The organism is Streptomyces sp. NPDC036984 (assembly GCF_055607665.1).
This window is the reverse complement of sequence record NZ_JBVJRL010000033.1, coordinates 41,965-64,530: the sequence shown is the minus strand read 5'-3', so window position 1 is coordinate 64,530 and position 22,566 is coordinate 41,965. Positions and strand designations below refer to the sequence as shown.

At 68.4% G+C, this 22,566-nt stretch carries 21 protein-coding genes and 4 pseudogenes; 15 read left to right on the top strand and 10 right to left on the bottom strand.

Annotation, left to right across the window (positions count from 1 at the left end):
• Positions 1–414 precede the first annotated feature (414 nt).
• Positions 415–909: pseudogene (locus ACZ7DL_RS36615) on the top strand (helix-turn-helix domain-containing protein); the annotation flags it as partial.
• A gap of 276 nt (positions 910–1,185) precedes the next feature.
• The gene (locus ACZ7DL_RS36610; RefSeq protein ID WP_470781057.1) at positions 1,186–1,947 is read left to right on the top strand and encodes a MerR family transcriptional regulator; all 762 of its coding nucleotides are present in this window, start codon (positions 1,186–1,188) and stop codon (positions 1,945–1,947) included.
• Between the two features lie 672 nt (positions 1,948–2,619).
• On the opposite strand, the gene ACZ7DL_RS36605 is transcribed toward ACZ7DL_RS36610, so the two are convergent.
• The 3 genes from ACZ7DL_RS36605 to ACZ7DL_RS36595 all read right to left on the bottom strand — a co-directional run bounded on the left by ACZ7DL_RS36605 (position 2,620) and on the right by ACZ7DL_RS36595 (position 7,151).
• Complete coding sequence (locus ACZ7DL_RS36605) at positions 2,620–2,814, bottom strand: hypothetical protein (protein ID WP_470781037.1); 195 nt, start codon at positions 2,812–2,814, stop codon at positions 2,620–2,622.
• Between the two features lie 1,222 nt (positions 2,815–4,036).
• Positions 4,037–5,287 carry a GNAT family N-acetyltransferase gene (locus ACZ7DL_RS36600; RefSeq protein ID WP_470781036.1) on the bottom strand — a complete coding sequence of 417 codons (1,251 nt, stop codon included), beginning with the start codon at positions 5,285–5,287 and terminating at the stop codon, positions 4,037–4,039.
• A 772-nt stretch (positions 5,288–6,059) separates the two neighbouring features.
• Positions 6,060–7,151 (bottom strand): hypothetical protein, encoded by a 1,092-nt coding sequence (locus ACZ7DL_RS36595; protein ID WP_470781034.1) that lies wholly within the window; start codon positions 7,149–7,151, stop codon positions 6,060–6,062.
• A 493-nt stretch (positions 7,152–7,644) separates the two neighbouring features.
• Here ACZ7DL_RS36595 and ACZ7DL_RS36590 point away from each other — a divergent pair, with 493 nt between their 5' ends.
• The 3 genes from ACZ7DL_RS36590 to ACZ7DL_RS36580 all read left to right on the top strand — a co-directional run bounded on the left by ACZ7DL_RS36590 (position 7,645) and on the right by ACZ7DL_RS36580 (position 11,174).
• Positions 7,645–7,818 carry an integrase gene (locus ACZ7DL_RS36590; protein ID WP_470781032.1) on the top strand — a complete coding sequence of 58 codons (174 nt, stop codon included), beginning with the start codon at positions 7,645–7,647 and terminating at the stop codon, positions 7,816–7,818.
• 490 nt (positions 7,819–8,308) lie between these two features.
• A complete protein-coding gene (locus ACZ7DL_RS36585) occupies positions 8,309–10,720 on the top strand; it encodes an ADP-ribosyltransferase domain-containing protein (RefSeq protein ID WP_470781030.1) in 2,412 nt (803 codons plus the stop codon).
• 280 nt (positions 10,721–11,000) lie between these two features.
• On the top strand, positions 11,001–11,174 hold the full coding sequence (locus tag ACZ7DL_RS36580) for a hypothetical protein (RefSeq protein WP_470781029.1): 174 nt from the start codon (positions 11,001–11,003) through the stop codon (positions 11,172–11,174).
• 170 nt (positions 11,175–11,344) lie between these two features.
• On the opposite strand, the gene ACZ7DL_RS36575 is transcribed toward ACZ7DL_RS36580, so the two are convergent.
• Positions 11,345–12,145 carry a hypothetical protein gene (locus ACZ7DL_RS36575; RefSeq protein WP_470781059.1) on the bottom strand — a complete coding sequence of 267 codons (801 nt, stop codon included), beginning with the start codon at positions 12,143–12,145 and terminating at the stop codon, positions 11,345–11,347.
• Between the two features lie 1,181 nt (positions 12,146–13,326).
• On the opposite strand from ACZ7DL_RS36575, the gene ACZ7DL_RS36570 reads away from it, so the two are divergent.
• Positions 13,327–13,728, top strand: coding sequence for a GNAT family N-acetyltransferase (locus ACZ7DL_RS36570; protein WP_470781028.1), 402 nt, complete (start codon positions 13,327–13,329; stop codon positions 13,726–13,728).
• A 125-nt stretch (positions 13,729–13,853) separates the two neighbouring features.
• Here the strand turns inward: ACZ7DL_RS36570 and ACZ7DL_RS36565 are convergent, their stop codons facing one another.
• From ACZ7DL_RS36565 to ACZ7DL_RS36555, 3 genes and pseudogenes are all read right to left on the bottom strand, one after another.
• Entirely contained in the window at positions 13,854–14,057 is a 204-nt protein-coding gene (locus ACZ7DL_RS36565) for a hypothetical protein (protein ID WP_470781026.1), read from the bottom strand.
• A gap of 32 nt (positions 14,058–14,089) precedes the next feature.
• A complete protein-coding gene (locus ACZ7DL_RS36560; protein WP_470781055.1) occupies positions 14,090–14,386 on the bottom strand; it encodes a hypothetical protein in 297 nt (98 codons plus the stop codon).
• Between the two features lie 42 nt (positions 14,387–14,428).
• Positions 14,429–14,683: pseudogene (locus ACZ7DL_RS36555) on the bottom strand (S1 RNA-binding domain-containing protein); the annotation flags it as partial.
• On the opposite strand from ACZ7DL_RS36555, the pseudogene ACZ7DL_RS36550 reads away from it, so the two are divergent.
• From ACZ7DL_RS36550 to ACZ7DL_RS36535, 4 genes and pseudogenes are all read left to right on the top strand, one after another.
• Positions 14,626–14,856, top strand: a pseudogene (locus tag ACZ7DL_RS36550) (DUF6025 family protein); the annotation flags it as partial. The pseudogenes ACZ7DL_RS36555 and ACZ7DL_RS36550 overlap by 58 nt on opposite strands.
• 38 nt (positions 14,857–14,894) lie before the next feature.
• Entirely contained in the window at positions 14,895–15,137 is a 243-nt protein-coding gene (locus ACZ7DL_RS36545) for a DUF6025 family protein (RefSeq protein ID WP_470781054.1), read from the top strand.
• Positions 15,134–16,171: a mandelate racemase/muconate lactonizing enzyme family protein gene (locus tag ACZ7DL_RS36540; RefSeq protein WP_470781024.1), complete on the top strand. Its 1,038-nt coding sequence runs from the start codon at positions 15,134–15,136 to the stop codon at positions 16,169–16,171. Before ACZ7DL_RS36545 ends, ACZ7DL_RS36540 begins: the two co-directional genes overlap by 4 nt.
• Before the next feature lies 1 nt (position 16,172).
• Positions 16,173–17,132, top strand: a complete 960-nt coding sequence (locus tag ACZ7DL_RS36535; protein ID WP_470781023.1) for a D-2-hydroxyacid dehydrogenase family protein — start codon at positions 16,173–16,175, stop codon at positions 17,130–17,132.
• Here the strand turns inward: ACZ7DL_RS36535 and ACZ7DL_RS36530 are convergent.
• The gene (locus ACZ7DL_RS36530; RefSeq protein ID WP_470781021.1) at positions 17,096–18,160 is read right to left on the bottom strand and encodes a DUF4158 domain-containing protein; all 1,065 of its coding nucleotides are present in this window, start codon (positions 18,158–18,160) and stop codon (positions 17,096–17,098) included. The two genes, ACZ7DL_RS36535 and ACZ7DL_RS36530, sit on opposite strands and share 37 nt — an antisense overlap.
• Before the next feature lie 259 nt (positions 18,161–18,419).
• Here ACZ7DL_RS36530 and ACZ7DL_RS36525 point away from each other — a divergent pair, with 259 nt between their 5' ends.
• From ACZ7DL_RS36525 to ACZ7DL_RS36515, 3 genes and pseudogenes are all read left to right on the top strand, one after another.
• Positions 18,420–18,875: a hypothetical protein gene (locus tag ACZ7DL_RS36525; RefSeq protein WP_470781019.1), complete on the top strand. Its 456-nt coding sequence runs from the start codon at positions 18,420–18,422 to the stop codon at positions 18,873–18,875.
• 279 nt (positions 18,876–19,154) lie between these two features.
• Positions 19,155–19,484, top strand: a pseudogene (locus ACZ7DL_RS36520) (transposase family protein); the annotation flags it as partial.
• An 80-nt stretch (positions 19,485–19,564) separates the two neighbouring features.
• Positions 19,565–19,780 (top strand): transposase family protein, encoded by a 216-nt coding sequence (locus ACZ7DL_RS36515; protein WP_470781053.1) that lies wholly within the window; start codon positions 19,565–19,567, stop codon positions 19,778–19,780.
• 134 nt (positions 19,781–19,914) lie between these two features.
• On the opposite strand, the gene ACZ7DL_RS36510 is transcribed toward ACZ7DL_RS36515, so the two are convergent.
• On the bottom strand, positions 19,915–20,304 hold the full coding sequence (locus ACZ7DL_RS36510; RefSeq protein WP_470781017.1) for a hypothetical protein: 390 nt from the start codon (positions 20,302–20,304) through the stop codon (positions 19,915–19,917).
• Between the two features lie 590 nt (positions 20,305–20,894).
• Here ACZ7DL_RS36510 and ACZ7DL_RS36505 point away from each other — a divergent pair.
• Both ACZ7DL_RS36505 and ACZ7DL_RS36500 read left to right on the top strand, forming a co-directional pair.
• The gene (locus tag ACZ7DL_RS36505; RefSeq protein ID WP_470781016.1) at positions 20,895–21,101 is read left to right on the top strand and encodes a hypothetical protein; all 207 of its coding nucleotides are present in this window, start codon (positions 20,895–20,897) and stop codon (positions 21,099–21,101) included.
• Positions 21,102–21,762: 661 nt separating this feature from the next.
• The gene (locus ACZ7DL_RS36500; protein WP_470781014.1) at positions 21,763–21,972 is read left to right on the top strand and encodes a hypothetical protein; all 210 of its coding nucleotides are present in this window, start codon (positions 21,763–21,765) and stop codon (positions 21,970–21,972) included.
• Here the strand turns inward: ACZ7DL_RS36500 and ACZ7DL_RS36495 are convergent.
• On the bottom strand, positions 21,969–22,436 hold the full coding sequence (locus ACZ7DL_RS36495; RefSeq protein ID WP_470781013.1) for a hypothetical protein: 468 nt from the start codon (positions 22,434–22,436) through the stop codon (positions 21,969–21,971). The two genes, ACZ7DL_RS36500 and ACZ7DL_RS36495, sit on opposite strands and share 4 nt — an antisense overlap.
• Positions 22,437–22,566: the final 130 nt, after the last annotated feature.

Sequence of the window (22,566 nt, the reverse complement as noted above, 5' to 3'; positions counted from 1 at the left end):
TCCCCCCTCATCCCGCCCCTGAGCGCCACGGCATGACGCAGCGTAGACCCATGAATGTTGACGGATGGCTAAAACCGCATACTTCCCAACCTGTGCGTGGATAAGCGGACTCGCTCGCCGCCGACGGCCGCCGGATCCCGACGTTCGTGCCGAGTGCATACAGAACCAGCAGTGCTTGCGGATGACCTCCCGCGGCGTGACTTCCCTGATCGCGGCAGGGGTGAACGCATTCCTGAAGTCGCAGACGAAGTCGGACGACTTCAGGAAGACAAGGAGGTCAATGATCCCCCAGTGGGCGGCGACCTCGGCGTGTTACGCCCGCAGATTCCCCGGCATCGCCAGCTTGCCCAGGTCGGGGATGTGCTTACGAGTTGGTGCGTGATAGCGGGTGGGCATGCTCTCGTGGTGAGGGGCATGGTCGATCGGGCGGTGTTGGCGCATCCGTTGTTCACGGGCATCTCGATGGCACATCTGGCGTCGTTGAGGAGTTGGCCCGGCCGTGGGCAGCTGCGGCGGAGGGCCGGCGGGGGCTCGTGCGTGGTGGGGCGCGGAGACGAGCGCCGGGTGCGGGTGCTCGGTACCGCCTGGTGTTCGTGGACCGGCTGGTGGTCACGCTGATCCACCTGCGACACGATCTGCCGCACGCGGTCCTGGACGTGTTGTTCGGTGTCGATCGCTCGACCGTGACCCGAGCCGTCGGTGAGATGCGCCTGGCTGCTGGCCCAGCGGGGCTTTGCCGTACCCGACAAGCGCGGCCTGCGGCTTCGGACGCTGGAGGACGTGTTCGCCTATGCCCACGCCGAGGGCGTCGAGCTGCGGCTGGACGCCACCGAGATCAAGGTCCGCCGACCTGTCGCCGGCCGGGGCGGCAGGCAGTTGTTCGTGTCAGGCAAGAAGAAGCAGAAAACGAGAGCGTCACATGACGCTTCCCCTGCAACTGCATCAGGCAGCAGACCCACCCTCACGGCCTTCGTCGTGATCACCTGCACCTTGGTCGGAGGACATGATCAAGCGGAGGCCGTGTTCACGCCCGAGGAATCCCCGCACGAGTGATCACGTTCGTAGCACAGTTCGGAGTCGTTGGTTCCGCGGTCCGGTGCCGGCCGGCTTGCGGCTTCCGCTGCGTCAACTTCTACCGTCTTCGGTGTGGCCGGAGAGACCGGCCCGGTGATGGGAGGCGGGGCAATGGCCTGGTCGATCGCGGATGTGGCCCGGATGTCCGGGGTGACGTCCCGGACACTGCGGCATTACGACGAGATCGGTCTGCTGCCGCCGGCGTGGATCGGGAGCAACGGGCACCGCTACTACGAGGAGGCCGATCTGCTGCGGCTGCAGCAGATCCTGCTGATGCGGGAGCTGGGCCTGGGGCTGCGCGAGATCCAGGGGGTCCTGGACAGCCAGGTCGATCAGCTGGCCGCGCTCCGCGAGCACCACCGACGACTGCTTGCGGAGCGCGACCGGTTGGAGACGCTCGCCCGCACGGTCGGCCGCACCATCGCCGAACTGGAGGAAGGCAAGGACAACAGCGACATGGCAAAGATCAACAGGCCGGAGAACCTGTTCGAGGGATTCGAGCCCGGCCGCCACGAGGCGGAGGCGCGAGAGCGGTGGCCGGAGCAGTGGGAGCAGTCCCAGCGAGCCATCGCGGGGATGAACGCCGAGGATATGGAACAGTGGCAGCGCGAGGTGACGGCGCAGATGATCCGCATGGCTGAGTTCATGGTGGCCGGCACACCCGTCGCCGATCCCGCGGTGCAGGCCGAGGTGGACGCCCACTACCAGGGCGTGTGCCGGTTCTGGACCCCGTGCGCGGCCGCGTACAAGGGACTGGGCCAGACCTACGTCGACGACCCTCAGTTCCGTACGAACTTCGACAGGATCACCGACGGACTGGCCGTCTACCAGCGCGACGCGATGGCCGTCTACGCCGACGCACGGCTGAGCTGACCGACGGCTCACACTGCCGGGGGGGCTGCAGACCCCCGGCGGCAAGCCACCAGCGGATACCACCAGAACGACCAGACCACCACAGGCCACCCGGCACAGTGCCGAGAAAAGTTCAGGGGTGACCCGGTGCGGAGACACCACGGGGGTGTGGGTCCGGGCCGGACGGCACCGACGCCGTCTCGTGGGCTCCCTGCCGGCGCCGGTGTCGGTGTCACCACCGGTGGTTTTCCCCGAGCCGACCTCGCACCTTCCGGCAGGTTAAAGAGCAAGCTCAGGACAGGCACTAACGGCGGTCGAGGCCCGGCAGGTCCTTCAAAGGGCCGCCGGCGACCGGCTGCACGGTGCCGGATACGACCACCCCTGGACCGGATGGACATCCTCAGCCGGATAGGGCACCCGCAAGACTCTGCAGGTCACTCTCGTACGGCCTGAACTGGTCATGGAAGTTCGAGTCGTTGTCGCCCGCAACGCCTCCGGCCGGGGGCGGCACCCCGCCCCTTGGCACTGACCCCGCCCCGTCCTCTCCCCTCCTGACGTCTCGCCCTTCGTGCCCGGCTCGGAGGGCTGACCGAAGCACAACGCTACCTGTCGCGACGTCAGCGGCCTACCGGGTGACTGATGGTGCTTTCCGCCATCGGCCGGATGCTCGGCTCGTCGTCGCGGTGGTGAGGCTCAATCCTGCAGAGGAAGCTCGATGGTGTATTCCACAAAGAACTCGGACCGGTCCGCAGCGTACTCGGCACGCACCTGGCGGTCTTCCTCGCTGAGAACGGGGTGGACGGGTGCAGTCGCAGGTGCGGGCCAGAACTGGATGAGGTGGCGTTCACCGTGATCACCGATGCCGGGTTCGGGGTCAAAAGAACGCATTGAGCCTCGATCCACGCCCCAAGACGCCAACAGCGACCGGGCATGACGAAGTTCGCGGCTCCGCGCATCGAGGGGAGAGAGCCTCTACTACCCTCGAAAACGCGGGAGCCACCTGCCAGACGGGCGCTCACGCACCCGGCACCGCCGAGTCGATTGGTAGTCCCTCGGCGGTGCCACCTCACCTGCCGCACGCTCGCGGCCCCGGTTCACTACCGAGCGTCCTCCTGTCGCTGATCACCGGCAGCGGTCGGAGCGATCGCGAACCAGGCCGTCGGCCCCTCCACTACCCGGCCCTCCTTCACCAGCCGCTTCAGCCGGGACCGAGTGGTCTCCACCCGCCGTCCCTTCGACGTGTCCGAGACGTCCTCGCCGATCGCTGCGGCGATGTCCTGGACGCGGCGGCCGGCCCCTACGACCGGCTGGCGTTCGAGCGGCTTCAGCCGCGCTTCGCCCGGCGCGGCCCCTCGCGCTTCAGTCCGTAGCCGTGGAGCCGGTAGCGGGCACATCTGCGGCGGTCACCGGACCGGCCGTCGTAGGAGCGGCCAGTGACGAGGTCGGCAACCTGTCAACAGGCCGACCTTCTCGATGCACTGCCCGGCGTCCGTCTGCGGACCTCAGCGAGTTGCGCGCCCGCGGAGTCTTCGGAGCCACTCCCTCCGCGCCGCCGGGCCCGCGACGCGTCCTCGGAACGGCCAGCGCAGACCCGGTGCGAGGGTCCTCCGACTGATCCCGGACGAGAAAAAACCGGCCCGCCCACGGGGCCGGCCTGTTGGCAGGTCATGTCCCGAGCGGCCTTGGCGTCATCCTCTTCGGGTGGACCCGTATCGAACTTGTGCGCCATGCGGTGGTTACCCTGCGGGTGAGGGCGACGGTCACGCCGTCTTGCAGGAGAACCTCAGCGATGTCGACCGACGTACCTCCCCCCCCATCACCGAGCCCGACCCATCCGCGCTGGTCTGCGCCGGTGACCTGATCGGCCCCTGCGCAGCAGGCCATCGCAAGACCCACAAGTAAGGGCACGGCGGTCTCCCGCTTTCTCTGGGTGGATCGGCCCGATAGAGGAGAGTGGGGGCCGCCCGGGCGGTTCGTCAGCACCCGCGGCAAGCCACGCACCGCGCAGCCGGCCACGTGCACACAGCCACCTCATCAGCTCTCCACCCCGCAAGGTTCAGAGGTTCACGGGATTGGACAGCCGTCCCCCCGGTCGCCACCCGAAGCGTCCTCAGTAGAGGATCGATGGCAGGTACGCCCCGGCGGGCTCGTTGTAGAGGCCGATGGTCATCAAGCTCATCAGCTGCACCACTTTGAGGCCGTGTACAAGGCCCCACTCCACCAGCTGGCTGTTGCTGGCGGGCACCAGGATGCCGGGGCCGCCGAAGGCAGGAGCCGAGGCGATGAGGGCCTGCAGGTCCGGGGTGGTCTCGGCCACCGCGTGCGCGAAGAACGCCAGATCCGTGGCGTAACCGGTGACGCGCCCCTCGCGCTCGACGACACGGGCCGTGCCTTGTTTGAGCGCGTCGGTGACCTCGCCACCACGGTCGGCGCCGTGTACCCGACGGCACACTTCGTTACAGACGGCGAGGTCCGCATCCGTGGCCTCCCGAACCGCATGCCCAGGAACTGTGTGCAAGATTGCCGGTCCCTGCATGCATGCCAGCGTCTCCCTGAACACGAACCCCAGGCTTGTGTACAGCGAGAACGATCGGGTGTGGTACCCGCTTTGCAGCAGCCGGATTCCCGGCACTCTGCGCTGGGCGGACCGATCCAGCACGTCGCGCATCAGCCGGCGGCCCACGCCCCGGTTCTGTGCAGCGGGATCGATGGTGAGGGGCCCGACCCCGACGACGGGCGAGCGCTCGTCGAGAAAGTTGCTCCCCACAATCCGTCCGTCGAGCTCGGCGACGACGCTGTAGAACCCTGGGTGGGTCAGGAACGCCTCGATCAGCGCGGTACCCACCTCGGGACTGGGTATATCGGGAGGAAACGCATGCTCACGGGCGAGCCCGGCGAAGGCCTCGAAACAAATCCTGCCGCATGCTGCGGCATCGTCCGCGGTGCCCGGGCGCAGTACAAGATCCACTACCGCCATCCCCTTCCTTGCACCGCCCAGCTGCACGTCCCCCCTCCATCGTCCTCTCTCGGGCAGGAAGACGCACGCGCGGCGCCTGCCCAAGACTTCAGGAGCCCAGGCCACGGGTGCTGCCGGCCTCGTGAACACCGAGGGATGGGCCGGAGCCCAGGCGGTGATGGCGATCCAGCCGACGGTCTCGGGGGTGTGCAGCCCGTCGGAGACTGCGTTGCCGCCGCCCACGAGTTCGTTCATGCAGATCTTGAATCCTGCGGTGGTGACGTCGGCGACGCGCAGGCCCGAGGTTTCGGGGCCGTTGAGGGTCTGGACGAACGGCACGACGATCACCACCGCGTTGCCGGGAATGGTGAGAAGCAATCCCAGCGGCAAGTCGCCCGTGTTCACCGGCGTGGGGAGCGGATGCGGTGCGCGGCGATTATGCCTGCGGCCATTGGCAAGAAGGAGCTGACGAGTTCCGAGACGTGACGTGCTCGCCTCGGACTGAGCGAGGCTGCGGGCTCAGCGGTTTGATAACAGTTACGACGTCGGCCGCCCGCCCGGCCACGTGCACGTGGCCTCGCTCAACGCCGCAGGCGCCGTGTACCGGCCCGCGCCGGTACACGGCCCCGGCGGTCGTCCTCACCGGCTCGGCGGATCGATGAACGCTCACGCGGCGGTCGTCGCCGGGGTGCCGAAGGGCTTGGGGAGCCGGCGATCTTCTTGAGCCGACAGATGACCGCCACGTCGGAAACTGGGGCGATGTCCTCCCAGCACCGCAGCCCCTGGGCCGATTCCCTTGGGCCGGGCACCGGGGGCCTTGTCGTAGGCGCGGACGACGATGCGACTTACCGCCGCAGGAGTGAGACGCGCCCATTCCGGGCGTGCCGACCTCACAGCGCAGTTTCGTAGACCACCACCACTCGGTGATCTACAAAAGGCGCCCTTTATGAGTTGAAGCCCGCACGGCTGCCATCGCCGCCGCCTTCTTCGCCCTGCTCTCGCCCACGACTACGGCCAGCCCCCAGGCAGCCGGGCCCGCTCCGAGCCTCGCCCGTGAGACTAGCCAGCCGGACACGGCGTGAGACACCGCGTGGAACCGCAGGTCGCAGCGTCGCGCTAGGAAACGAGCGGCGAGACCCTACACCTTTGGAGCGGAGCAGACCCGACGGCCTACGGGTCACAGGCCGCTCTTGATGACGATGCGACGGTGAGCGTGCGCTGCCTTCGGGACAGTGCCTCTGCGGACCACAGTGTCATCCGCGCGAATGCCGGCACTCCTGGGCCACATCGTTGAGGGATTGCTCCGCCTGCCAGCGGGCACGCACGACTCCGTCGCTGTCGGGCATGACGGCGGAGAGTAGAGGGACGCGGTCATCGGCGTACACGGACAGAAGAGTCGCAGCGTCGGCATCGGATATTCGGGCAGCCAGCTCCGGGAACTCGCCTTCCTCAGCGACAGCGCTGTGGATTCGACCTTCCTTGTCCCGCCAGACGCCCTCGACGAGGCCCTCGGTGGGGAGGGCGCCGAGAACTGTGCCGATGTCGGAGCACAGGTCCGGCCACACGGCCAGACGGGCGCGGGGGCGAGCCCGGCGCGGACCGTGTCGATTGTGTCGCTGGTGAGGTGGTGCCATCGCGAGGCGTTTTCGACGTATCTCTCTTCCAGGAGTCCGGCGCGGCCGCGGGCAACCGCTCTGTGCACGTCGGCCCAGAAGTCGTCGTCGCCCGGTCGCTGGACGCGTTGTTCCTCGGGCTCGAAGTCGTATGGGGATGCGTCCATGCGTGCTGGGAACAGACCGAGGTCGCGGGTGCGGGCGAGTGCCATGAAAGGGTCGGCTGCTGCCGACGTAGAGGTACTGGTCCCACCCGACGTGCACAGCGAATGCCCCCTCCACCTCCAGCCGGCACCAGGCACCAGGCACCAGGCACCACTGTCCCGCAGCATGAGCCGCACCAGCTCCAACCCGATGTCCAGCGGCACCTCCGCTCCGTCGTGGAAGTCGGCAAGACCGCGCGGAAGGATGCTGTCGAGGCCACAGCCGTCCAAAGGCCCCTCGACGCCGAAATGAGCGAGCGACGAAACCCCCGGCTCACGGACAGACAGCCGGTCGATGCCGGTCTCCGCGGCGAACGCCTTGACCGCCTGAGGACAGGCCGCCTCGGTCTCGCCGTGATCGCTCACGGTGTCCTCTACGTCAGTGCAGTAACCATGATCGTCACGATCGGCAGGGTCGTACTTGGTGACGTGATAGACGTAGGGGAGCTGCACGTCGCCATCTTCCAGCGCTTCCCGGAGAAAGTGCCACGGGATTCCGAAACCTGCTGTTCAGGGCGCTGCATCATGACACGGGGCGGCGAGACCGTACACCACCAGCCCAAGAACACCACCACGGGCGCGTACCCCCCGGCTCCATCAGTCTGCGCGGGCGCCTGCTGTCCGCCTGGTCACCTCGGCGGGCCAGGCAGGTCAGCGTGCACTGTCCGTCGCGACCAGGCAGGCCGGGCCTCTCACTCCCGCTCCGTGCTCGGCTGCATGCGGCGCGACGACCGCTGGGACGACAACAGTGCCTCCGGCCTACCTGACCGGCCGGACGATGTCACCAGTCACTTGTCAAGGTACGCGTTCTCGTGACGTGCCCTTGGTGCTGCTGGTGCGACGTAATGGGTCATGGGACGAAGGCAGCGCGCCGGCAGGTCGCCCGTCGTCTTTCCACCACCCGCCCCATGACTTTTCGAGGGACCTGTACGAAATGAGTCGCACGATGTCAGGACATCGCTCCTGCCTCATGGCCACGACCGACTCGGCGCCCGGTCGTTCCCCTCCCTCGGCTCTGACGCTCCGCCTCCAGTGCCAGGCCATCAACACCCTCGGCAACGCCCTCAGCCGGGCCGACGACGGCAACGACGACCCGCCCACCGCAGCCGTCGTCCGCTGACGTTGCCGTCACCGTTGCCGTCAAACGACTCGGGGCCCTGCTGAAAGTCAGCAGGGCCCGGCCTTCTGTTACCGCCAGAATGGAAGAAACTATTTCCACCCGGCGCGCCGCAAAACGAATTCAGCGACGCTTCAGGAGTTCGCGTCCGCCTCGCTCCATGCGCGACATTCTGACCGAGTCTCACCGCCTGAGTAGACGAGTGGTTGCTGTCCTGCCCCGGGGTCGGCACGCACGCCTGATCCCGGGCGGCGATCGGCCTACCTTCGGCTGAGAGGGGGCGCGCCCGCACGCGGCGCCCCCGCCGCGCGACCGCGCCGGCGGCGGGGGCCCGGCCCGTGCGGGGAGTGACGTGCCGCGGCTCCAGCTGCCGGTGCCTGCGACAACTGCGCAGCATGACGGCAGGTCACCGGTTCTTCGTCGGGGCTGTGTTGTCAGTGGTGGGCGATACGTTCGGGGTCTTGGAACCGCTGTTGCACGACAGGAGTGGACGATGACCGAGAACAGTGTGCTGCCCGCGCTCAGGGTGGTGCTGACGGACCTCAACGAGCGTGTGGTGGAGGCGTGGCGCGCCGCGTTCGCCGACACCCCCGGCATCGAGATCCGCAAGGGCTCGATCCTCGACGAGGACGTCGACGCCTGGGTCACCCCCACGAACTCCCGGGGGCGGATGGACGGCGGGGTCGACGCCGTCATCAAGCGGTACCTTGGGTCCGGCATCCAGGTGCGCGTTCAGCGGGCGATCCGCGACCGGTTCGCCGGTCCCATGCCGGTGGGCAGCGCGGTCTGCGTCCCGTCCGGCGCAACCGTCCCCCGGTACCTGATATCGACGCCGACGATGGTGCGGTCCTCGCAGAACGTGAGCGCCACGCTGAATGTGGCGCTGGCCTGCGCGGCCGCTTTCCAGGCCGTTCACCGGCAGAACCGGAAGAAGCCGGGCAGTATCCGGTCCGTGGCGCTGGTCGGGATGGGAGCGCAGACCGGCCAGGTGCCGGCCCGGGTGTGCGCCAATCTGATGTGGACCGGCTACACGCTCTTCCACGACCACTGGTTCGAGGACGACGACGAGCTGCGGTCCACGATCATCTCCCAGCTTCAGGGGATCGAGAAAGCGCCCGTCGACCGGCGGGTGCGCATCGTGCCGCCGGCGGCCGTCACGCCCGTCGCCCCCGCGCCGGCACCCGAAACTGCCGCTCCCGCTCCCTCCGCGGCCCCCTGCTCTCCTTCTGCCACGACGAGTGAAAGCGCCTCCGCCATGACTGGATCGACGACCGGCGCCCCGGCTCCGGGCCAGCCGCTGCAGCCCCATCCCGATGCGAACGATCCCCTCGCCCTGACCGAGCTCTTCGACGGCGGCGGGGAGGCCTGGCTCCCGCTGCTGAAGCCGGTCATCGAGGCACAACCGGACGCCGCACGGTTCATCGGGAAGGACCGCAGCCACGAGGTGGTCCCAGTCCGCGAGCTGACGTTCCAGGCGCTCAAGCCGAACCCGCCGCACAAGTGGAAGGTCGTGGTCTTCGGTCAGAACCCGTACCCGCGGCCGGAGAGCGCCACCGGCATAGCCATGTTCGACAACACCTTCAGCGACTGGAAGGACAGCCAGTTCGGCCGGGTCGTCAGCATCCGGTGTCTCATCAAGGCGGCGGCGATGTGGAAGTACGGCATCGCCAAGAAGACCCCGATCGCCGACGTGCGGGCGCTGCTGAAGGAGCGGGACACGGTCCAGCCGCCGGAGTGGTTCCAGGCGATGCTGACGCAGGGCGTGCTCCTGCTGAACGCGTCGCTGACCGCGAGCGGCGACGGGGCGATGGGTGCGGACCAGCACACGGCGTTCTGGCGGCCGGTCGCCGAGCGGATCGTCGAGGAGATCCTCAAGGCCAAGCAGGACGCGACCGAGGAGGACCGCGGGGTCGTGTTCGCGTGGTGGGGGGCGCACGCCCGCAGCCTTAAGCGGGTCGTCCTGCGGCTCCAGCAGAAGTACCCGGACGTCGAGGTCCGCCACCTCGACCACGCGAACCCGGCGGCACAGGGCGACATCTTCTGCGAGGGCGACCACTTCGCCCAGGTCAACGACGCCTTGACCTCGCTGGGCGCCGACCCCATCGACTGGCTGCCGAGCAAGGGGTGGAACGTGTCGGCGGCCGGCGTGGGCGGTGCGGACGGGGGTGTCTCGGCGCGCATGGGCGCTTTCATCGAGTCGACCATGAATTTGCACCAGCTGTACCTGGAGCGCCTCACCAGCGTCAAGGACGAGGGCCTGGTTCTGCCCGCGATCACCGGTGTCTTCGACACCCCGGTGATGGACTTCCAGGACGCCGTCGCCCCGGTATCCGCGGCACTGTCCGGGCTCGCCGGGCACATCCAGCGCTCCCACGACTTCGGCAAGCTGCGTGCCGACCAGGCGGCCGGCGACGGGCTGTCCGCCGACGCGATCGCCGCGCTCCACCTCTACACCTGTGAGTCAGCCTTCTACCGCGAGATCAACAGGGTTCTGCGCTCCCCTGACCGCACCAGGGTCACGCCCTACCTGCCGTACCTGCGGCTGCTGTTCTCGGCGGTCTCGCAGCTGCCGGCCTACACGCAGCCGTTGTGGCGCGGGGTGTCGCTGGACCTTCGGGCGCAGTACCCGGTGGGCCGGACGGTGACCTGGTGGGGCGTCTCCTCGTGTACCTCCGAGCTGAAGGTGGCCAGGGCGTTCTTGGGCAGTCGCGGCAAGCGGACCCTCTTCGAGGTGACGCCTGCCCGGGCGGTCGGGATCAAGAGCTTCTCCGCCTTCACCGGCGAGGAGGAATACATCCTTACCCCGGGTACCCAGCTGAAGGTGACGGAGGTAAAGCACGAGCTCCGCGGGCTGTGCACGGTCCGGCTGAGCGAGGTCACGGACAACGCTCCCGTGGTGTCCTGAAACCGCCCCTGCCAGCCCACGGTGGTCACAGTCGTGGCTGTGGAACGCTCGTGCCCGGCAACCATGCAGCAGAGGCCGATACCGGTTTCGTCGCTGCCCCAGCTGCAACCTGGGGTGGCTTCGTTCACGCATTGGCGTGAACAAAGCCACCCGGTTGTGTTCCGACCCTCGCCGACGGCTGCCCCTCAAGTCGTCGCCGCGGCGAGACGCGGCGCCAGCGGTGGCCCAAGACCCAAGTTCGTGACACGACCTGTCAGTTCCCTCATCCAGGGTCGCCCGCATGGCTGAGCCCTCGTTCCCGACCGCCGTCCGTGAGTCGGACGACACGGACACCGCTGATTACCTCGAACGCGTCCCGCCCCCCACCGAGATGGACCCGCTGGCTTTGTTCATGACCATGAGCAGCCGCCTCATACCCCGGCGCTCCACGAGCGGCGGGTGCCGCCACCGTTGATCGCATCGATCGGTCGAGAGGGGCTGCATTCAGCTCGGCCCGCGAGGCCCCCGCTCGCGTTCGTCCTGACCGCCGGGCAGGCTGCGGACAGCCCTCAATTCATCCCCGTGCTCCAGGAAGTGCGAGTTGTTCGGGCGGTGGCCTGCGGTGTCGTAGATCGCATCCCTGGGTCACCGCTCGCTCGGCATGAGAGGCGGGTCGGCCTGCATCCCGTCGCACAGCCGTTCCAGTGTGCGCAGATTCGGCACCTGGGCAGACCAGGCTGTCATCAGTTCCGGGCCGTGGCTGAGCGGACCTCCGTCCGCGGGGCCGCAGCGCACAGTCACCAGGCCGCGGTTGCCCTTGGGCGGCGTATCGTTCCACTGGTAGCCGTAGAAGATGAGCGGCTTGGCGGACCACGGCACGAGTTCGCCGTCGCCGCGCAACCCGTTGCGCGAAACCGTGAAGGGCCCGAACCGGGCCTCGGCACCCTCCGCGATCTGCCGGCACAGGCGGGCCATCTGGGCGGCGGCGACTTTGTCTCGTACCGCGCTGACGAAGGGCGCAAACTCATGCCGTAGATCCTCGCGCATGCCGTGTACGGCGTAGTCGGAGGCCAGCGTGCGGTCGGGTGCGTCCCACAGTTCCAGGCTGAGAGCAGCACTGCCGTCGATGCCGAACGTCAAGAAACGGCCGAACTGGTGGCGGACACTGCCGATGTCCAACTGAGGGTCGATGCGAACATGCACGTCGAACAGCAGCGAGTGCACGTCTTCCCAGTAGGGCGCGGCGACGACACGGTCGCGGCGGTCGGTGAAGACCGCGCCGTCGTCGAAGGCATACAGGGTCAGCCGTCTGCGTTTGGGGCGGCCGCCACCGCGGGCGTACGCGATGGCCCGGCCAAGACCCAGTTCGGCGACAGCCTCGCTTACCTCGTCGGGCAGGGAGACGGGCACCAAGTGGCGCGGTATTCCCTTCGCGGCTTCGGCCATGTGCCGGCTCCTCTTCAGACTCGTCGCCGACGCTTGCCCGGCGGATTCTTGCTGACCTTCATGCCTAGTGCCTCGCCGTTTCGCTCGGGTACGGCTGGCGTTGGGGCGGAAGCGCGAAAGTGAAGTTCCTTCCTGACCTGGGACGATGAACCTTGCTGAGGGGTTCTGTCGGTCCAGGCGGAGGGCACTTCTACGTGCAGGCTATCGGGTTGCGTCCCAAGGTCTGTGTGAGAGCCGATGGTTCGGGGGTCGTCGGGCATGCCGGGGCACGGTTGCCGGCGGATCTCGCCGACGCCACAGGGCTGACCGCCGCGTACTCCGCCGCTCTCGGGCCGCTTGGCCGCACGGGACCGGACATGATCCGGGCCGGGTCGCCATTGCATGGCGGCTTCTGGATCAACATCCACAACCCGGGCTGCCCGAACGACGCGCAGCGGTGGCGTCGGCAAGGGCAGCGACCCGAACGCCAGTGCCATCCGGGGCGCCTTCGCAGCAGCTCCAGTCCAGCGGTACCGCGCAAAACGGCTGACTTGCTTGCCAGAGCTGGGGAAGGATCTCCTCATGCGCCGTAAACGGCAGGAGGAGAGCAGTGGTTCGGCGGGATCGAAGGCATTGACCCCACTCTCTTCCTCCGCACCGAGCAAGCTGACGCGCCCGATCACGGACCGCCCCCGTTGATCTTGGATTTCCCCACTGTCGGCTGAGCGCAACTGATCCATGTACGAGCCGCTGGTCGGACAAGTGCAGAGAAGGTACAAGGTCCGCCGCCGGGACACCACCGAAGCGGTCATCGGCGCGATCACCGGAACGCTTGCACATCCGCAGAGCCTGCTGCAGGGCCGGTACGACGCGACCGGCGCCCTACGCCCGGTGGCCCGCAGTGAGCCTCCGCCAACTTGAAGCCGCAGGTCAAAGGGCTGGTGTGCCTCGTGCTCGGGGGACTCACGCAGCTCATGAGCGACTGTCTGCGCAGTAGATCGTTCGTCAGGAGTTGCTCTCGTTGGAGGAGGCACCGACGGCGGGGTGAAGGAATTCGTCCTGAGGCACCTGTGCGATTACGGTGGCGCGATGGTGCACGTGCGGGAGATGGATGCGGCCGACGTCGAGGCCGTTTCGACGATCCGAGTCCGGGGACGCAGGCGGCGTACGCCGGCATCGTTCCCCAGACGTATTTGGATGCCATGACGGTGGAGGGTGATGCCAGTCAGCGGCGGCAGTGGGTTTCTCAACCCGGACGACAGTCACGAGATCTTGTGGCGCTCGGTGACCGTGGCCTTGTGGGGTGGATCTGCTTCGGGCCGTGGCGAGGTGAAGTGCCTGGTCCGGGACCGGTCGGTGAGATTTACGCCCTGTACGTCTCGCCGGATCTGATCGGCCAGGGCATCGGCCGGAGGCTCCTGGAGGAGGCCCACGCGCAGATGAAGAGTCAGGGCTTCGAAGTGTCGGCCTTGTGGGTTCTCTCTGACAACCAGCGAGGCCGGCGTTTTTACGAGCGGTCTGGCTATCAAGCCGACGGTGCTACTCAGGACGACCCCTACGACGAGATCACGCTTACTGAGCTTCGCCACCAGCGTGTGCTCTGAGTTCAGCGGCAACGGCCCTGCACTCCCGAAGCTGCCGCGAAGTGACAAGTAACTCGCGGTAGCCGAACTGACGACCTGTTGTCACAGCTTCCTGCATTCACCTTGTGGTGCACTGCACTGCTGGGTTAGGAGTAGAAGCCCTGGCCGTAGTCCTCGCGTGACACCGCGAAGTCGTCCGGGCGATCCCGGCGGAGCTCTTCGTAGCGTTCGGCGAAGACGTCCAGCGCCTCGTGGAGTGTGCAGACGCGTGCCTTACGGATCGCCTTGAGAGCGTGGATGATCCGGTGGTTCACGATGTCGCGATCGACACTCTCGGGCGGCTGTTCCATAGGGCCGACAGGGTAACTCCCCGAGCTTAGGGTCAGCGGGCTGCGATCTCCCGTCGGGCGGCATCCCAGACTTCCTCGAATTCGTGCGAGGTCAGCTGATCGGGTTCGTGGCCCTCCCACTGGGACACCGGGAGGCTGGCGGTAACCCCGAACTTCCTCTCGTGCTCGGCCAGACCGCCTGCCTGCTGGGCGCGCTGCCATTCGTCCAGGGAGGCAGCCACGATCGGGATCGGCTCAGAACCTTGAAGTTCGACCTGCCGGGTCACCCAGCCTTCGGCACCGACCTCGAAGTAGAACCAGGTGACTTCCTCGTCCCAGTAGCAGCGCATCCACGTCGTCACCGGTGGGCCCTGCCTCTGTGACAGGGCAATGCGACGGCGCGTGAGATCGACATCGATGATCTTCACGGTGAGGGCGTCGCCGACCTCGACGACGCCCTCGGGCGATTGATCCAGCTCGCTGGTGTGCACGAGCCCCTCGAAACCGTCCAGCCGGTCTTCGATGCGGACGAAGACGCCGAACGGCACGGTCTTGGTGACCGGCCCGGTGACCACCTGCTCGATCCGCTGTGCTACCTGTGGCCATCGGTCCTCCTGCACTGCTCGCAGCGACAGCGGCGGGTTCATCTGCGCTGGGGGCGCGGGCGATGGCGGGTTGCCCGCCGCGCCGGGCCGGCTACTTCGGCCGCAAGTCCACCGCCCGTGCCCTGCGGGGTCTCGTGGGCCCGCTCGTGCGGGACTTCGCCGAGGCGGATCCGCTGTGCTTCGTCCTGCTGCCCGCTCCGGTCTTCATGCTCCGCCCGACACCTCGCCCCGGGACGCGTAGCAGCTCGCGGACCTGTTCAAGGCCGTCCTGTGCGTGCCCGCCGAGCAGGCGTACGAGACGGCGCTGGCCCGGCTGGCCGAGCAGCGTGATGTCCTGTCGCCGTACCTGGTCGACCGGTTCCGGGACGGCAGCGGTGCCCCGCACGATGGGGCCCGGCGACAGCTGGCGACCCTGGTCGAACCCGACGGTTTCCGCGAGCTGACCTTTCGACAGGCATCCGCGGTGGTGGCGGCGTTCGAGGAGGTCATGGCATGACGGACACCCTGGCCGGGACCGGGACCCGCATCGCGCAGCGTCCGATCCGCATCGCCCTGGAGGAGCCGTTCGTCAGCAATCGCGGTGTCACCACGCACGTCCGGCAGGCCGTCCTCCGCCTGGACTGGCAGGGCCTGACGGGTTACAGCACCGCGCTCGCCGCCGACGCCGCGGAACTGGCGGACTGCGCGCGCCTGCTCGCCGGCGCCGGGCCGTACGACCTGCGCCGTGTCCTGGACGCGCTGCGGGACGCCGGAGTCCGGCCTGCCGTGACCGCGGCCGTCGACATGGCCCTGCACGACCTGCTCGGCAAGGCCGCGGGCGTGCCTCTGCATCGGTTGCTGGGCCTAGCCGGGCTTCCCCTCGCCGCGACCGCGCTCTCCCTGGGCGCGGGTGACGAGGCCGAACTGCTGTGCAGCGCACGGCAGCTGGCCGACTGGCCGGTCCTCAAACTGAAGCTGACGCCGGACGACGACGGCAGCCGCGCGGGCCTGCTCCGCTCGGTCTACGGCGGCCGGATCTGGGTCGACGGCAACGGCTCCTGGAACCCGCGGCGCGCGGTGAGGGTGGCTCGCGAGCTGGCCGAGCAGGGCGTCGAACTGTTCGACCAGCCCGTGGCCCGCGGGGACCTGGAGGGGCTGGCCCATGTGCACCGGCACACGCCGGTACCCGTCGTCGCCGACGAGGACTGCGTCCTACCCGAGGACGTGCTGTCGCTGCGTGGCCGGGTGTCGGCGGTGAACATCAAGCTGACCAAGTGCGGCGGACTGCGCGCCGCCCTGGACATGATCACCGTGGCCCGGCGGGCCGGCCTCGGCGTGATGCTCGGCTGCAAGACCGAGAGCGCGCTCGGCGTGACCGCCATGGTCCAGCTGGCCCCGTTGGCCGATTGGCTCGATCTCGACGGTCATCTCGGTCTCAAGGACGACCCGTTCACCGGGGCAGTGATCGACCGGGGCAGGATCGTGCTGCCGGGCGACCCCGGACTGGGCGCCCGGCTCTGTCCCGACAGCGTGATTCCCTGGGAGGAATGACATGCAGTTCCGCTGCGCCGTACTCGACGACTTCCAGAACGTGGCGACCACGTCCGCCGACTGGTCGGCCCTCGGTGACCGCGTGGAGGTCGTCTCCTTCACGGAGCACTTCACCAGCGAGGACGACCTGGCTGCGGCCCTCGCCGACTTCGACTGCGTGGTCACCTTGCGCGAGCGGGTGCCGTTTCCGGCCACCCTGCTGGACCGGCTGCCCCGCCTGAAGCTGCTGATCGCCTCCGGCATGCGCAACTCAGTGATCGACTACGCGGCGGCGAAGGCCAACGGCGTCACCGTGTGCGGCACCCAGAGCTCCTCCACCCCGCCGCTCGAACTCACCTGGGCCCTGCTCCTCGGTCTCGCCCGCGGCATCGTCCAGGAGAACAACGCCCTGCGCGAGGGCGGTCCCTGGCAGTCCACCGTTGGTGCCGACCTGGCCGGCCGCACGCTCGGACTGCTCGGCCTGGGCAAGATCGGCAGCCGGGCGGCCCAGGTGGGACTCGCCTTCGGCATGGACGTCACCGCCTGGAGTCAGAACCTCACCAAGGAGCGCGCCGACGAGGTGGGCGTACGTCTCGCCCCCTCCAAGGAGGAACTCCTCGCGAGCAGTGACTTCGTGTCCGTGCACCTCGCGCTGAGCGAGCGCACCCGCGGCCTGATCGGGGCCGCCGAGCTCGCCCTGCTCAAGCCGACGGCGTACCTGGTCAACACCTCCCGGGCTGCGATCGTCGACCAGGACGCGCTGCTCGCCACGCTGCGCGAAGGCCGCATCGCCGGCGCGGGCGTCGACGTCTTCGACGTCGAACCGCTGCCCGCCGACCACCCGGTGCGCACCGCGCCGCGGCTCCTCGCCACCCCGCACCTGGGCTATGTGTCCCGCGCCAACTACGAGCGCTACTACGGCCAGGCCGTGGAGGACATCCAGGCCTACCTCGACGGCGACCCGGTCCGGGTCCTCGCCTGACGTCTCGTCGTGAGTTCGGCGGCCCACCTGCCCGCCGGGCCGCCCCACCCGTCCCACCGTTTCCCGTACGATCGGAGACCACCACGGTGAGCGCGTCCCGCCGCATGATGAAACTCGGCGACCTTCTTCTCAGCCCGCGTATTGATCTTCTGCACCAGCTGGATGAACAGGTCCACCAGCGAGTCGGTGATCTCGGTCTCGCGCACGTGGCACAGGGCCGCAAGCGGCGTGTACCGCACCAAAGCTGGCGCGGCCACCAGGTCGGACGGATACTCCTTCGCCGCCCGCGCCCGCCACGCCGACACCAGCTTCTCCGAGAACTCCCCGAACAGCTCCGGCGGCAGCTCCAACTGCCGCACGCTCTGCAGCTTGTTCACCTCGGTCAGCAGACTGTCCAGGCCCAGCGCGCCGGGGTCCGCCTTCAGCTCGGTGAAGAACGTCCGGCCCCCGCCCACGCCGCCCTCATCCGAGTCGTGCTCGGCCACCAGGTCGTCCAGCCGGGACCGGGAAGCCGCGGACAACCGCTCCACCGTCGTCGCACAGAACCTCTCCTCGAAAGGGTTCCCCGCCGAGGCGACCAGACGCGTCACCCTCGCCGGCGCTGGCGGCTCCAGGCGGTCCTTGCGGCACCGGGCTACCACCGCCTCGGCCAGCCGGTCCCGGTTCAACTCCACCGGGCACAGCTTCGCTGCCAACCACTGCGCGAGCTGGACCTGGTCCTCCTGCGTGCACTCGCGGAACCCGAACGCCGCGCGGATCTCCATCCGATGCCGCTTGATCGCCCGCCCGGACCAGTCGTAGACGCCCCACTCCTCAGCCGGTACCTTCACCTGCTGGGCCACGTACGACACCGCGGCCGCCGGGACCTCCGCGGCATCCTCCGTGAAACGCGCCTCCACCTCGAAGAACTTCAGCAGCAGGGCGAAGCCCAGCCGGTTCGCCCCCGGCTTGTTCCGGAGCCGATCCTGGTCCTCCTCCAGCAGCGTCCAGACCTCGATCAGGTCCTCCGGTTCCCAATCCCGACGCACGCCCAGCTCCTCGCCTCGATCACCCACAGCGCGACCACGGTGACGCGAGCACAACAGAGCTCGGAGCAGAACACAGGAAACCGGGACAACAGGACATCAGATCGGCCACGGACAGCTACTTGTCACTTCGCGGCAGCTTCGGGAGTAAAGGGCCGCAACGGGTGATCCTGGTCAGCTGGAAGACCGCTGTCTCTCGTTCCAATGGTCAGCTTGCTGATTCTCGCTCGCAGCAGTTCGGTAGCCTTCTACGATCCGGTGCATGCTGGATCCCGAGCTGCTGGAACGGATCACCGCGCGGCGCGCGGAACTGGACGAACTCGAAGATCAGCTGGCCAAACAGCTGGCGGAAGTGCGGGCCGAGCGGGACGAACTCGCCGTCGCTGAACGTGTCCCTGAACGGATGACGGGGCAGCTCGCTGAGGAGCGTTCGTCAGCCCGGCCGATGCCGAGGCAGGTGGGCGGACGGGCGGTGATGCTGATCCCGCACCGCGAGCCGGGCGTGGAGGAGGACCCGCTTCCGTGGGACTACCAGCGCATCATCGCCGCCGTGCGTCAGGCCGCTGGGCCGGTCATGGCCCGCGAGGTCGGCGAGGTAGTGGGAGTGGACGTCAGCGTGCGGTCCAAGCTGGAACCGCTGCGCAGCAAGCTGGTCGGACTCGTCGACCGGGGCTGGCTCCGGAAGCTGCCCGACGGCCGGTTCACCACCCGCCTCTGACCAGAAACAACGCCACTCGGAGCAGCTCGGCCCGGGCGTAACCGGCGTGCCCCCGGCGGCCGTTGGCATTGTGTGACGAATACCAAAGAACGCGCCGAGGACACCTGCCCGCTTGTCTACCAGTGCCGTCTGCCGCTGTCCACGCGCACCGTCAACCACCTCGCCGATCTGCTACGACATCACCTCAAGGCAATTCGGTCCAGGTGGCGGATCCTGCCGCCGGGGAAGATCGCGGTGATCGTCCTGGCCGTACTGCGCCACGATCAGCGCCTGGCCGACATGGCCGGCGGGAACGACGTGTCCGAATCCACCGTCCGCCGCTGGCGCGACGAGCTGATCGGCCTGCTCGCCGCCCAGGCACCGCGCCTGGACCGCGCCCTGAAGAAGATTGCCAAGCGGGGCGGGGAGGTGGTCCTGATCGACGGCACCCGCATCCGCACCCAGCGCCGCACCGGGAGAGCCGACCGGCGGAACTATTCCGGCAAGCGGCGCAGCCATGGCCTGCACTTCCTCGCCCTGACCGACGAGAAGGGCCGCCTGATCCGGATATCCGCCGCCCGGCCCGGCCGCACCCACGACAACACCGCCGCCCGCCACGACCACATCCTGGCCCACCTGCGCGCCGCTGACCTCGGAGCGTTGGCCGACCTCGGCTTCCGCGGCCTGGACAACGACATTCTCGACCCGTCATCGTCACCGGCTACACCGCCAACCGCACCCACAAGCTCACCCCGGGCGAGAAGGAAGCCAACCGAGTCCTCGCCGTCGGTCGGGCACCGGTCGAGCACGGCTTCGCCCACCTCAAGAACTGGCGGATCCTCACCAAGCTCCGCACCGATCCTGCCCGCGCCACCCGACTTCTGCGCGCTCTGCTCGTCCTGACGAACCTCGAAGTCAACCGCTGACGGATGATCTTCTTCGCGGACTCCCGCCCACGACCAGCGTGAGCATCCAGAGAACGGGTCACACCAGCTCTTTGACCTGCGACTTCAAGTTGGCGGAGGCTCACTGTCCAAGCCATCGCCGGACTGCTGCCCCATCAGCAGACCGCGGACCTGACGTCGGCACGGCAGATGTGAACACTGAGCCCCGCCGACGTCCTCGACGTCTCACTGCCTACCATGCACGAGCTCGTCAGCTGGTCCAGCAGCTCCGCCATGATCCTCAGCCGCTGCATGCCGTCGATGCACTCGGCCCCGATGACATGCAGCAAGTCGTCGAACGGCCGCCCGCCGGGACGCACGGCGACGGCGTCCGCGCCGAGCACGATGTGCCCCGCGGCACCGAAGTCCTCGGGCCGCTCGGCGAGCATCCGGGCCAGTTCCGTGTTCGCCTCGGTGTCTCCGAGGTAGCCCCGGCCGGACCAGAGCCGGCGCGGGGCGTCGGCGGGGGTGGCGAGCCGGGCGAGTGAGGTCGGCCGCCGTGACATCCACGGCCCAGCCACGGGTGGGCTGGGCAACGTGCAACGGCCGGAGGCTGAGGACGGACTCGGTCGGGAGCAGGACCTCTGCCGACGAAAAAATCAGATTCACGCCTTTTCAACGCGTGGGACTGCGGAGCGTGACGCTTCGCGGAGCCCCGGCGCCGTACCCGTGGCCGGCACGTGCCGGTGGGGGCGTGCTCACCGCGTCGCGCCACCGGGCGAGGTGGCGGATCACCGTCCCGGCCCTGACCGAGGCGCCCCACGCGTACGATCCCGCGGGGGTCGCGACGCCTGAGTGAAACCAAGAGAGGCGCTCGCGCCGTGGGCTCGAGGTGCCTGTCAGCGGATAGGCAACTACTCTCTAAAAAGGATGAGGTCGCGGTTCAGGACACGTCCCGCAACGGGCTCCCACACCGGTGGGCCTGCTGCCGGGCGACGTGCATCCCTCGCTTTCACGAAGCGACCTCGACGACAGCGCCGCATCCCTCTTCGAGCGGCGCCATCAGCCTTCGCCGGACCTCACGCTTCGGCGGTGAGGCTGCGGCCATCCCATTCGTGCTGGGACAGCGCGAGAACGAGGAAGAAGGAGCAAAGCCATGCGAGCACATCGCGCCAAGCGCGCCTTCGTCTGCGCCGCGGCCGGCTTCCTGCTGGTTGGCGGCACCGCAATCGGAGTGGCGGGCACGGCCGCAGCAGCCGCCCCCACCACGACGACCGTCTCGGTTCCCGAGGGCTGCTGGTGGCACAGCGGCTGGTACGACAAGTACCACCACTGGCACCAGGGCTATTGGGTCTGCCGCTGAACGGCAACGCCCACAGGAAAAACCGCTGAGACCTGCCCGCCGTCCGGGCGAGTGGCCGCCGGTACGACTGACGTCAGTCAGATCTCCCTCATCTGCTGTTGCGACGGCACTGAAGTCGGATCCGGCCACTGCTCGGAGTAGTCCAGGCCGGTCGCGAAGCCTGCGCGGTAGGCAAGTGTGGGGCTGTCCTCGCTACTGCTACAGGACGCGAAGGCGTAGGCAGCCACAAGCGTGATCGCTGGGACGTCGCGGGCCAGCCGGCACCAGGCCGGGGCGTCACGCGGGTGCGGGCAGCGGTCCTTGCCGGTACGGATCCTCCGGCGGAGCTGGTCGCGGATGCAGGTGACGACTCCTGCCTGGTTCCACCTCCAGAAGAACCCGCAGACCGTCTCCCACGGTGGGAAATCCGCGGTGATCTCCCGCCGTGGCCACTTCTTCGGAGAGCTGGGCGGTGGCGAGCTGGGCCCATTCGTCGTCGGGGTAGCGGGCCAGGTGTGGATCGAGCGTGCCCGTGATCACCCGGGTCAGCCGTCCGAGGATCTGCCGGAACGGCCGCTTGTCGTACTCGACTCCAGTCTGCGGGGTCGTCGGAGAACATGAACCCGTCCCGGCGGGTCCAGGTGATCGGGGTCAGGTTCTCTGCGGCGACGACGTCGCGGGCGTGCCGGATGCCCCGGCCGACCTACGAGCGGGTCAGGCGGGTGGCGGCCACGAGCTGCTAGGTGTGCAGGCCCGCGAGGCGTGCTTCCATCAGGGCGAGGCGGACCAGATCGCCGTAGTGCTCGGCCAGCGGCCTAGCCTCCCCGCGCCGGGGCACGGCTACTCTCGCTTCGAGGAGCTGCTCGCCCGGGGTGAACTCGCCGTTGTCTAGGGCGCCTGCCTCAAGGATCCCAGAGCAGGGGGTCTTCTGGTGGTACCGGGCTCGTGGGTTACGGACCTCCGAGCGGTCAGCAGGTCGACCACCTTGCTGTGATCGGTGTCGGCGTGGGAGTCCCAGGTGAGCCGACCAGGGCGGGTCGTATGGCCTGTGACCCAGGCGGGCACGAGGTCGAAGCGGTACCACAACGGCATGGAACGCATCAGGAGAGCGCTGCGCAGCGGCGTGCTGGAGGTGAACGTCCAGCATTCGCGGTGCGCCGCTTCCTCGTCGGTGAGGTGAGGCTGGCTCCACAGAGGTGAGCGTCCGTCGCACTGACGCCAGTCGGTCTCCTGCCGGAAGAGCAGTCGCATGATGTCCGTGCCGTGCCAGCGGCAGGAGTCGACAAGATCGAGGCGGCCTCCGGTGGGCAGGTGGAGCAGGCGTACCCCTCGGCAGATGAGGCTGATCGGCCGCAAGCCAGGAAGTCCCCATAGGCCGTGGTCTTCGTGGCGGAAGGGCAGAAAGCGGCTGGCGACGCGGCATGCCGTGTTGGTTGGATCTCCAGGTGCGCCGGCTGGTGGCAGATGGAGTTCAGATAGCCGCTGA